At 70.9% G+C, this 11,516-nt stretch carries 6 protein-coding genes; 1 reads left to right on the forward strand and 5 read right to left on the reverse strand.

The annotated features are described in order from the left end of the window. Positions 1 to 71: 71 nt before the first annotated feature. The 4 genes from ACGFZA_RS09235 to ACGFZA_RS09250 form a co-directional block, all read right to left on the reverse strand. Positions 72 to 3,449, reverse strand: a complete 3,378-nt coding sequence (locus ACGFZA_RS09235) for an ATP-binding protein (protein ID WP_393678452.1) — start codon at positions 3,447 to 3,449, stop codon at positions 72 to 74. An 80-nt stretch (positions 3,450 to 3,529) separates the two neighbouring features. Further along, on the reverse strand, positions 3,530 to 4,549 hold the full coding sequence (locus ACGFZA_RS09240) for a DUF389 domain-containing protein (protein WP_393678454.1): 1,020 nt from the start codon (positions 4,547 to 4,549) through the stop codon (positions 3,530 to 3,532). Between the two features lie 85 nt (positions 4,550 to 4,634). Then, a complete protein-coding gene (locus ACGFZA_RS09245; protein WP_393678456.1) occupies positions 4,635 to 6,530 on the reverse strand; it encodes an alkyl/aryl-sulfatase in 1,896 nt (631 codons plus the stop codon). 218 nt (positions 6,531 to 6,748) lie between these two features. Continuing rightward, positions 6,749 to 9,613: a M4 family metallopeptidase gene (locus tag ACGFZA_RS09250; protein WP_393678458.1), complete on the reverse strand. Its 2,865-nt coding sequence runs from the start codon at positions 9,611 to 9,613 to the stop codon at positions 6,749 to 6,751. Positions 9,614 to 9,761: 148 nt separating this feature from the next. On the opposite strand from ACGFZA_RS09250, the gene ACGFZA_RS09255 reads away from it, so the two are divergent. Further along, positions 9,762 to 10,775 carry a LuxR family transcriptional regulator gene (locus ACGFZA_RS09255; protein WP_393678460.1) on the forward strand — a complete coding sequence of 338 codons (1,014 nt, stop codon included), beginning with the start codon at positions 9,762 to 9,764 and terminating at the stop codon, positions 10,773 to 10,775. A 39-nt stretch (positions 10,776 to 10,814) separates the two neighbouring features. On the opposite strand, the gene ACGFZA_RS09260 is transcribed toward ACGFZA_RS09255, so the two are convergent. Continuing rightward, positions 10,815 to 11,309, reverse strand: a complete 495-nt coding sequence (locus tag ACGFZA_RS09260; RefSeq protein ID WP_393678462.1) for a GNAT family N-acetyltransferase — start codon at positions 11,307 to 11,309, stop codon at positions 10,815 to 10,817. Between the last annotated feature and the right edge of the window lie 207 nt (positions 11,310 to 11,516).

Raw genomic sequence — 11,516 nt, forward strand, 5'->3', positions numbered from 1 at the left:
GTTGCCCGGCCATGGCCGGGCAACCACGGACCAACAGTCCGCCCGTCAGCAGTGCCTCCCGCGGGCGCCTTTCAGCCGCGGCCGGCGTCGCGCAACAGGTCGCGCGCCCAGGCGGCTCGGCGCGTCCCGGCCGGGTAGGGAAGGATCTCGGCCATCGACTCGGCCCGGTCCAGTTCCCCGGCCCCCTCGGCTTCCCCGGCCAGCACGGTCAAGGAGGCGCCGAGTGCGACCCGGGCCTCCACCTCGGCAAGGTGTTCACCGGTACGTTCCGCCCGCTTCACCTCGGTGAGGGCGCGTCGGCGCGCGGCCTCCGCCCGGCCGGAGAGGAGCTCGCCCCAGGCCGCCAGGACCGGTGCCTCATCGGTGAAACCGTCGAGCACCCGCAGTACGCTCTCCGGCCGGTCCATGCGCAGCGCGAGTTCCGCACGTGCCGTGCGCACTTCATGATTCGCCCGCTGGTCCCCGAGCGTGGTGACGACCGACTCGGCGCGGTCCAGGAGTATCTCGGCGCCTGACGTCTCGTCGATCGCCCACCGGGCGCGAGCCAGTGCCGTCAACGCGTACGGAAGGCACCAGGCCTCGGCCGGTTCGGCGCCCGCCACCGCCTCCTCGGCGAGCGGGCGAGCCTGCTCAGGCTCCTCCAGGAGCAGCCAGAGTTCCGCGAGGTTCGCCCGCTCGAAGGCGGCTGCCGCCGGACCTCCGGACCGTTCGGCGAGGCCGAGGGCGCGCTCGCCGATGTCGATGGCCTCGCGTAGTCGGCCGGCGCGGCGCGCGTTCTCCCGCAGCATCGATAGGACGGAGCCCAGCAGTGTCGGATCGCCGAAGGCCTCGGCCGGTGCCAGCGCTCGGTCGCCCGCGGCACGGGCCAGGTCGAAGTGGCCCGCGAGTCCAAGATTGCTCGCCTGCAGGACGAAGGCACGGGCCTTCAGGCCGTGGCCGGCATGTCCCGGCACCACGTCCGCCGCCGCGAGTGCCCGCCCCGCGGCGGCGCATCCGTCGTCGTAATGACCTTGGGTGCTGAGAACGACGGACAGCGTCAGGAAGTGAGCCGCCGTCGGCTCGGGAGTGGTTTCCTCCGTCACGGGATGCTGCCGCAGGATGGCGAGGCCGGGCGCGGGGGACCCCGTTCTGACCAGCATCTCCGCCAGCAGCGCCGCCGCGAGGACGCGGTTGTCGTCGTCGTGGAGCCGTTCGAACTCGGCCAGGGCCGGGCGCAGGGCGCCGACTGCCTGTTCGAAGTGGCCCATGCTGCGCAGCACCTGGGCGTGCGCGAGCCGGGCACGGCCGGCGTCGACATCGAGCCTGGCTATCAGGTCCCGGTAGTAGCGGTCGGCCGTGTCGTTGGCATACAGGGCCGCGGCCCGTTCGGCCGCCAGGCGCAGGTACTCGGCCGCGCGGGGGTCGTCGGCGCGCGCGAAGTGCGAGGCGAGTGTGTCGACGGCATCGGGCCGCCGTCTGCGCACCGCCTGCGCGAAGGCGCCGTGCAGGTGTCGGCGGCGAACAGCGGACAGCCGCTCGTAGCAGGTGAGGCGGACCAGCGGGTGCCGGAAGGCGATGCCCGTCTCGTGCTTTCCCGCTACGACGACGGTCCGCTCCTCGATGAGGGCGGCACCGATGGCTTCGTCCAGGGCGGTGATCGACGCAGCTCCCGACAGGGGCGGGTGCATGCCGTCGGCGGCCACGTCGAGCAGTTCGGACAGCGCCGTCTCGGCGCCGCCGACGGACAGCGCCTCCACCACGCGTCGCGTGTTCCCGTCGAGACGCGCGAGCTTCTCCGCCACCAGTTGCCGCACCCCGTCGGGCGCCATGCCTTCGGGGCCGTCGGCGCCCATGTCCCGGGCCAGTTCGATGGCGAACAGGGGGTTGCCCAGCGAAAGGTCCCACACTCGGCCGAGCTGGCCGGTGCCGTCCGTTCCGGCTGCGAAGGGCGCCGCGTCCCCCACGTCCGGCGTCACATCGCGTACGACCTCGAGGCACGCTGTCCGGTCCAGGCGGGGGACGATCTCCTGAACGACCTGCGGTTGCCGCAGCAGGGCTGCGAGATCCGCCCGTCGAGAGCCGGAGTCGGCGAGTTCCTCGGCGCGGTAGGTCACCAGGACCCGCAGCGCGAACCCGGGACGGGAAGCGTGCCGCGCGAGGTGACTGAGGAGTTGAGAGGAACCCGAGTCCGCAGCGTGCAGATCGTCCAGCACCAGCAACACCGGTTGCACGGCGGCCAGCTCGCCGAGAAGCCCCGCCGTGGCGCGGAACAGCCGGTCCCGCTCGTCCTCGGGGCTGCGGTCTCCGAGGGTCCGAACCCGTCCCAGTGACGGCAGGAAGGCCGCCAGCTCGGGGTACTCCGCGCCCACCCGGGCCCGTTCGGCCACGTCCTGCTCGGCCAGCCAGCCGTCGAGCGCCTCGGCGAAGGCTCCATAGGGTGTGTGCCCCTCGGCGTCGTGACCGGCGCCCCACAGCACGGCGGATCCGGCCGCGGCGGCGAGCCGCGCGGCTTCGGCGACCAGCCGGGTCTTGCCCACGCCGGCCTCACCGGTCAGGATCCGCACCGGCGGACCGCCGACAGCGAGCAGGCCGCGCAACAGCTCGTCCCGGCCGCGCAACGGCGCCACTTCCGGGCCCTGCAGGGGTGCCGGCAGGACCACGGAGGCAGGGCCCGGCCTGCGCGTGGTGGCCAGCGCGGCCCGGTGCAGTCGCTCCGTCTCCGGACTCGGCTGGATGCCCAGTTCAGCCGCGAGCGCCTCACGGCACAGGTGGTACTGCCCGACCGCGCGCCGCCGCAGCCCCTGGCGTATGTAGGCGTCGATGAGGATCCGGTGTGCCGCCTCCTCCGCCGGGCTCGCCTTCAGGACGTGCTCGGCCAGGGCCGTCGCCTCCTGCAGGGCGCCTGCCTCCAGGTGGGCCGAGGCCAGCCCCATGCGCATCTCGTCCCTCAGGGACGCGAGCCGGGCCCGCCGTGGTTCGGTCCACGACAGGTAGCGGTCCTCCGGCAGCAGCTCGCCGGTGAACCGGCCCAGCGCGTCCGTCAACGCGTCGGGATCGCGGGACGCCAGTGCTGCCCGGGCCGCCTCCTCGGCATCGTCTATGTCGACCCACACGGTGGCAGGGTCGAGAGAGAGCATCGCCCCTTCCGAGACAAGGTACGAGGACGCGGCGCGCGGGGCGAGCTCCGGCTCCAGTGCACGTCTGGCGGCGTGCAGCGCGACGCGGAGATTTCCGGCTGCCGCGTGCGGATCGGTGTCCGGCCAGCACAGATCCATGATCTGCTCACGGTGCAGTCGATGGCCCGGCGTCAGCGCGAGGAGCTTGACCAGTGCCTGGGCGGTCAGCCTCGGCCATCGCCCGGTGAGTTCAGGGCAATTGTCACGCGATACCCGGAAACGGCCGAAAAGATGCAGACGCAGCAAAGGGGTGGCGGGGCGGCCGGTGTTGAAGGGGGTTTGCTGCGTGTTCATTGGGGCGCCACTGTAGTCGAGCACCCTGAGTCCCGGAGGCCTGGGGCGTCGGGGAGGCAGATGGCGGCAACGGGCCGGCGTCAGCCGATGGCCGAGTCCCGCACGGTGCAGGTGTCGGTGTCCGCCGGGCACCAGTGGGTGCGGCCGCCCACCAGATGCAGTTCGAGATCCGCGTCCCGCATGCCGTTGCGGTCGAGGGCGGCGCGCAGCGCGGTGGGCGCCGGCTGGGGCGGAAGCCCGAGGACACCGATGACCACGACGCCGTTGCGGCCCTCGACCGAGGCGATCTGCCATTTCCCCGTGGCGGCCCACTTCTCGGCGACCGGGCGGGCGTCGGCGGCCAGGGAGCGGTCCCTGGCGACGGTGATCGTCCCGGTGGTCAGCGGAACGGCGATAAGGATCATGAGTCCCACCACCGCCGCCAGTGAACCGCCGCGGAACCGGCCGACGGCGAAGCCCGACTCCTGCGCCACGGCCCGTACACCGAAGACGAGGAAGACGACCGTGCCGGTCGCCACGATGGCCGCCACGTTGGTCGCGAAGAGCAGCGTGGACTCGCCCGCGTCGTGATAGCGGCCCACCGTGAGCAGGAGCCCGGTCACGGCCAGTGGCGGCACCAGGGAGATGGCGATCGCCACACCCGGCAGCGTGTCCGAGATGTCCGCGCGCACCAGCGCGAAGGCGCCCACGGTGCCGGTGGCCAGTGCGGCCAGCAGGTCGATCAGACGTGGGCTGATCCTGGACGTGACCTGGCTGTTGGAGGCGAACGAGTCCGGCGGAGCGGCGATCCAGCCCAGCAGCATGCCGACCGCCACCACGGCCAGCGCACCCCCCAGTACCAGCAGCACGCACCGCACCACCTGAGACCGGTCGGCCAGGACCAGCGCCAGCGCGCTGCCCAGGATCGGTGTCATGAGCGGAGCCACGATCATCGCCCCGATGACGGTCGCCGTCGAGTCGCCGACCACGCCCGCGCTCGCGATGACCGACGCCAGGACGAGCAGTCCCCAGAACCGGGTCGAGCCGGCGCTGCGCAGACCCTTCTCGATGAAGAGCGCGTCGCTCATCCGGCGAAGGGTGCCGGCGTCGACGGATGCCATAGGCGTTCTCCTTGCCGAAAACAGCTCATGGACCGTGCGGGGCGCGGACCGGCCGTGCCGGTCCGCGCCCTGGTGACCGGTCGGATCAGGGAGTGACGATCGTGAAGTCCGGGTCCGGGGAGCTGAGGTGGCCGAGGAGCTCGGTGATCTTCGCCGCGTCACCGGTGATGGTCGCGCGTCCCGCCAGTTCCGACGGGGGGAGGCTGCCCAGCAGGACGCCACGCAGCGCCGCCTCGTCCAGAGCCACCTCCACGTCGGGCGAGGAGACGGCCGGTCCGGTCCCGGCGATGTGGGTGAGCACGCCGTTGCGCAGCCGCAGGGTGACGGGCTCCCCGCCCGTCACGTTCCAGCGCACGCTGATGTCCGTGTCCCAGCTGCGGGGACCGTCGACCCGGATGGACAGGGCGTCGAAGAGCTGGTCCAGCGAGAGGACGCGGAGGAAGTCCGCAGACGCTGTGGTGGTCGGCGACCCGACCGGGCCCCGGCGGAGTTCCAGAGCACCTGTCAGGTAGAAGTTGCGCCAGGTGCCGTTCTCGCTGCCGTACCCCAGCTGCTCCAGCGCGTCCGCCTGCAGGGCGAGAGCCTCCGCATGGGTCGGGTCGGCGAAGACGACATGGTTCACGACCTGCGCGACCCAGCGGAAGTCGCCTCCGGCGAACGCGTCACGCGCCCGGCGCACCACCTCGTCGGCGCCCCCCATGAAGTCCACATACCGCTTCGAGGCCTCGACGGGCGGGTGCTCCCACAGATGGGCCGGGTTCCCGTCGAACCAGCCCATGTAGCGCTGGTAGATGGCCTTGGTGTTGTGGCTGACGGAGCCGTAGTAGCCGTGGGTGTGCCAGGCCCGCTCCAGCGCCGGCGGCATGTCCATCGCCTCGGCGATCTCCAGGGGTGTCATTCCCTGGTTGATCATCCGCAGCGTCTGGTCGTGCAGGTAGGCGTACAGGTCGCGCTGTTCGGTGAGGAAGGCCTGCGCCTTCTCCCGCCCCCACACGGGCCAGTGGTGGGAGGCGAAGGCGACGTCCGTGGAGTCGCCGAACAGGGTGACCGCCTCGGTCAGGTACATGGCCCAGACCCGCGGGTCGCGGACCTCCGCACCCCGGAGGGTCAGCAGGTTGTGCAGGTTGTGGGTCGCGTTCTCGGCGAGGCAGAGTGCCGAGTGGTCGGGGAAGTGGATGTTCAGCTCGGAGGGGGCCTCGGTGCCGGGCGTGAGCTGGAAGACCATACGGATGCCGTCGACGGTCTCCGTCTGCCCGGTGCGGGTGATGTCGAGCGTCGGAGGGATCAGGCCGACCGATCCCGTCGAGGTCGTCTGCCCCAGTCCCGCACCGATCTGTCCCTGCGGGCCCTTGGGCAGGGCGGCCCCGTACATGTAGGCGGCGCGCCGGGCCATCGCCGTGCCCGCGTACACGTTCTCGCTGACCGCGTGCTCCAGGAAGCCCTCCGGCGCGATCACGGGCACGCCCCCGGCGACCTCCTCCTCGGTGAGCACGCCCTTCACTCCACCGAAGTGGTCGACATGACTGTGCGTGTACAGCACGGCGGTGACCGGACGGTCGCCACGATGGCTGCGGTAGAGCGCCAGGGCCGCGGCGGCGGTCTCCGAGGAGATCAGCGGGTCGATCACCAGGACGCCGCGCTCGCCCTCGACGACCGTCATGTTCGACAGGTCGAATCCGCGGATCTGGTAGATGCCCTCCACGACCTCGAACAGTCCATGGTCGGCGACCAGCCGGCTCTGCCGCCACAGGCTCGGATTGGCGGTGGGCGGGCAGTCCTGCGCCAGGAATCCGTAAGCATCGAGGTTCCAGACGGACGTGCCGTCGGCCGTACTGATCTCGCTGCTCTCCGCCGTTCCCATGAACCCGCGCCGGGCGTCGTCCATGTCCTGGGTGTCATCGAACGGGAATCGGGCCAGGATCTCCTCGTTGGCCCGGCTGATCGAGGACTGGGCAGGCTTGGACTGCGTGTTCCCGGTCATGGTGCGCTCCCTCGCGGCAGACGGGGCAGCCCGTCGGCGGCCCTGTCCGCCAGCCTTGCCGCAGCGTCATTCCCCTGCCAGCAGAGCTACTCCGAACGGATCAGGCGCAGACGGGGCGGCGGCCGGCCGGGGGCGGCACGCTACCGGCAGAGCACATCAGGAGAGGCGGCCGGGCTCCCCAAAGCCCGGCCGCCTCTCCCGCTGGTTTCAGGTCCCGATCAGCACCTGCCGGCCGGGCGGTCGCGCTTCACCAGGTTCGTGTAGCCGGTCGTGCCGTCCAGCCACAGGACGCGCTGGCCCTCGTCGGCCACACCGAACGCCTGCTCGCCGCGGTTGCAGGACATACGCTGCGCACCGCCCTTGCCGTCGGGTGCGACCTGGTACAGCTTCGCCATCGTGTCGTTGGCCCACCACGTGGCCGGCGGGGTGGCCGTGATGCTGACCGCGTCGTTCGAGGCCGTCAGCGTGTAGGCGTAGAGGGAGCCTTCGCCCGCCTCCGGGGTGACGGTGACCGGGTTAGAGCCGTCGAGGTTCGCGCGGCGCACCGCGGCCTTGCCGGAGTCGGTGGCGTCGTTGTCCTCGATCCAGAAGACACCGTCGTCGGTGATCGCGGTCTGGCCGACGCCCATGACGCTGTCGGGGACGGGCATCTGCGTCTTGGTGCCGGTCGCCGCGTCGAATACCTCGGCGCCGAGCTGGAAGTTGCCGCTGGCGTCAGGGGCCAGCTTGACGTAGGCGATCTTGCCGTCCTTGATGGAGGGCAGGCCCGAGACGTTGTAGGGACGGCCGCCGTCGACCAGACCGGTCTCACCGGTCTTCATGTTGGCGTACCGGACGTTCGTGACCCCGAACTGCGGGTTGACGGCGGTGTACGCGATCCAGTCGCCGTCCACGACGAGGCCGCTGATGTCGCTGCCGATGCCGTCGACCACCTTGGCGGGGCCGCCCTTGACCGGGCGCGCCATGATGTAGATGCCGCTGCTGCTGTAGTCGGCCCACACCACCGTCTTGCCGTCGGTGTTCGCGTAGACGTTGTAGTCGCCGTTGTTGGCGCTCATCAGCTGCGGCTGACCCTTGCCGGTCGTGTTGCCCAGCCACACCGAGTACGGCTCGCTGCCGTCCTCGTTGGAGCGGGAGACGGCGTACTTGCCGCCGGCCGCGCCCACGCCGGTGCCGGCGATGTTGACCTTGTTCAGGATCGTGTCGGTGTCGACGCCGAGAGCCTTTTCCCAGCCCGGGACGATGCCGTGTGCATCGAACGACTTCTTCACGGTGTTCAGCTGGGCCTTGGTGACGCCCAGCTCCTTCGCGGCGGCGATGACCGCGGCGCGGCCCTCGGTGAAGCCGTCGAGGGGGGTCATGTACGCGGACAGGGCGCGGTAGACGATCTGGTCGGCGAGCTCGCCGCCGAGGTCCTGACGCATGTCCCACAGCGCGCCGGAGAAGATGGTGGAGTTGAGGTGCACCCCGCCGTTGTCGCCGCCGTAGGTGGCGCCGATGAAGTTCTTCGACGTGGTGGCACCGTCGTTGAGGTCGCGCAGGGCACAGTCGCGCGGGCTGAGCGTGGTGCAGAGGTCCTCACCGAGCAGACCGGCGTCCGGGTCGTCCATCGAGACGTGGTTGGCCTCGAGGTCGATCGCGTTGCCGAAGTAGTCGGCGAGCGCCTCGTTCATGGCGCCGGACTGGCCCGCGTAGACCAGGTTCGCGGTGTGCTCGACGACGCCGTGCGTCATCTCGTGGCCGACGACGTCGGTGTCCGCGGAGAAGGTGCGGTAGTCACCGCCGCCCTGGCCGTACACCATCTTGGAACCGTCCCAGAAGGCGTTGTTGTACGGCTGGCCTTGGGAAACGACGCCGACCAGGGAGTAGATGAACCCGTCCTTGTCGTCGAGGCTGTTCCGGTCGAAGTGGTTCTTGTAGTAGTCGTAGACCTTGCCGGCCGCCCAGTGGGCGTCGATCGCGCCGGAGTTGGTGAAGTCCTCACCGAGGTCGGTGGTGTCCGACTGGAAGGTCTTGATGCCGGTGGGCCAGTGGGTGGGGCCGGAGGCGGCCGCGGCCTCGCGCCCGCGGGCGTCGTAGGTCTGCAGCATGGGGCCCTCGAACGGCGAGTCCGCGGCCCGCTTGCTGTAGTCGATCATCTCGTAGATGCCCTTGGTGTTCCTGTACAGGTTCACCTCCGTCTTCTCGCCGTTGTAGCGAGTGCCGGTGCCCTTGACGACGAGTTCGTCGCCGGAGGGGAGGGTTTCCTGGGGCGCCGCACCCGTCGCGCCGGCGTCGGCCGGGGTCGTGGTGCCCGTCGCGCCGAACGTCTTGATGTCGCTGTACTGCATGACCGCGAAGCCGGAGTGCGCGTCGATGTAGACCTGCTGCTTCACCGGCTGCCCGTCGACCGGGCTGATGCCGGTGACGGTGATCTGCCGGGTGAGGACGCCGGCGCCCTGCGGGAGGATCGTGACGCCCGAGGCGGTGCCGGTGAGCTTGTGCTCACCCGGCTTCTCGCCCTTGGCGGGGGCACGGAGCAGGCCGCCGCTCAGCTGGGTGGAGACGGCACTGACCGCCCGCTCGATGGCGGTCTTCTCGGAGATCTTCGGGGCGACCGAGTCGAGCTTGAGCTCGGTGAAGAACTTGCCGGAGGTGCCGGTGACGGCTCGCTTGCCGGACTTCTTCTCCATCCGGACGACGTACTCGCCGCCCATGACCGTGACACCCTTGTACTTCTGCTGGAGGCGCACGGTCTCGCGCCCGCCCTCGACCTGGGTGTCGACGACCTTCAGGTCCCCCGCCGGGTCGGCGATGTGGTACCGGCTCTTCTTCGCCTTCAGGTGGCTGCGCGCGGCGTCGGCGGCGCTGCCGGTGGCGGTCACCGACTCGTGCAGATCGGTGACGAGCGACGGAGTCTCGGTCTCGGCGCCCGGCGTCACCTCGGACGCGGCGGACGCGGTGGCAGTGTCCGCGTGAGCGGCCGGTATCGCGCTCACCAACAGACCTGCGGCGGCCAGCACTGCGGCTATGCCCTGGCCGACGAGCTTGCTGCCGGACCCCTGTCCTGCTCTGGCTGATCTCTTGCGTGCTGAACTCCGCACGGTGCCCCTCCGGTGCCACTGCTGCATGAACGGATATCGGATGCGGACATGCAAGTACCGGAACAGGGGTGTGAACAATGCGTTCCGGGTGTGCACTTGTGGACGTCCACACTTGTGTGGCCTGCATTGACAGGCGAGAATCCAGCCAGTGGGGCTGACTGGGTGGGACACGCAATGGCAGGCGCTCGGGCTCGGAGCGGACGAACTCCGGGTGTACGAAGCGCTGCTCGACGCATCCGAGCACGCCTCCCGCACCGCTCTCGCGCAGGCTCTGGGGCTGACCGTCCGCCGGGTGACGAACGCGCTCGACCGTCTGGCCGACCACCACTTCACTCACCCGGCCCGAGGCACGGCCGGGTTGCCCACTGCCGTAGCTCCGTCCACCGCGCTGCGTAACCTGATTCATCTGCGGCAGGCCGAGGTTCTGCACAGATCCGCGGAGCTGGAGGAGCTGACCGGCTCCGTCGACCGGATCGCAGCCCAGCTGCTGAACTCCGTGAACACCCCCCGCGCCACCGGAATCGAGACGGTCCGCGGCGGGGCGGCGATCGCCGCGCGCGTGGCCTCGCTGCTGGTGTCGGCGAGCGAGGAGGTGGCACTCCTGGACCGGCCCCCCTACGCGGCGAGTCAGCCCGACGGGATGCCCGCGCCCCTCGACGTGGCCGAACCCGTCCGTCGCGGGGTGCGGGTGCGCGTCGCCGTGGACCGCGAGGGGCTGAGCTTTCCGGGGCGCGCCCGGGGCCTGGGTGATCTGGCCGTTGACGGCGTACAGATACGGGTGGGAACGGACCTGCCGACGAAACTGATCACGGTGGACCGGCGGGTGACCCTGCTGCCGCCGACCGACGCGGCGGACCCGACGGCCTCGGCCCTGGTGGTGAGCGACGCACTCCTCAGCAACGCGCTGGTGCCGCTGTTCGAGTCGGTCTGGGAGCGGGCCGTCCCCATCGGGTCCGTCACGCACGACCGGATCACGGACGAGGACCGGGAACTGCTGACCATGCTCGCCTCCGGCCTCAAGGACGAGGCGATGGCCCGGCGCCTCGACATCCACGTGCACACGGTCCGCCGCCGCATCACCCGCCTGATGCAGGCCCTGAACGCGGAGACCCGATTCCAGGCCGGGGTGCAGGCGGCGCTGCGGGGCTGGCTGACGGTGTGAAGGCGGGCGGGCGCGGGACCGTACCCCCGGAATCTGCGGTCAGCCCTGGCGGCCCTCGGGAAATCCGAACTCCATGATGAGGTGTTCGTCCTCGCTCGACACCGGCCGGAAGCCGGCCTTCTCCCAGGCGCGCACCGCCCGCAGGTTCTCCCGCACGGGATCGACGGTGACGCGCCGCCAGCCGAGACTTCCGCCCAGGTGCGCAAGGAGCGCGCGAGCGGCATCCGGCCCCAGGCCCCGGCCTCGCGCGTCCGGCCCCAGCACCATGTCGATGCCGCCTTCGTCCACCCCGGCGTGCCAGTACTGCGCGTACCCCACCGGTGTGCCCTGCGCGAGTACGAGGAAAGACTCCACTCGCGGCCGGCGCCGCCCGATGTACTTCTCGGCCACCTCGTCACGGGATTTCGGTACGCCGTCCCAGTGCTCGACGAAGTCCGGGGAGGCGAACCATTGGGCCAGCAGGTCCAGATCGTCCTCGGTCACCGGGACGAGCCGGGTCAGCACTCCGTCGAGGGCGGCTCCGTCGGACGCCATCGGTCACTCCCTTCATCGACCACGCCACCGATCCGGAAGCGCGCACGCGAGAAGCTACGGCATCACGGAATCCGGCGTACTGCCCGAGAGGGCGTCGATGCGACGGGTGGAGCCGGCCGGGCGGCTCGGGTCGGCAGGTCGGGCTGGGGCGGACGGCTGGGGTCGCCCGGGCCGGATGAAGTACCACGCTCAGCGGCGGCACGAGTG

Source organism: Streptomyces sp. NPDC048211 (assembly GCF_043202315.1).
Taxonomy (GTDB): domain Bacteria; phylum Actinomycetota; class Actinomycetes; order Streptomycetales; family Streptomycetaceae; genus Streptomyces.

Bases quoted from the DNA above. Each gene is read 5' to 3' on its own strand.
- ACGFZA_RS09235 (WP_393678452.1), bottom strand. From the start codon at position 3,449: ATGAACACGCAGCAAACCCCCTTCAACACCGGCCGCCCCGCCACCCCT.
- ACGFZA_RS09240 (WP_393678454.1), bottom strand. From the start codon at position 4,549: ATGGCATCCGTCGACGCCGGCACCCTTCGCCGGATGAGCGACGCGCTC.
- ACGFZA_RS09245 (WP_393678456.1), bottom strand. From the start codon at position 6,530: ATGACCGGGAACACGCAGTCCAAGCCTGCCCAGTCCTCGATCAGCCGG.
- ACGFZA_RS09260 (WP_393678462.1), bottom strand. From the start codon at position 11,309: ATGGCGTCCGACGGAGCCGCCCTCGACGGAGTGCTGACCCGGCTCGTC.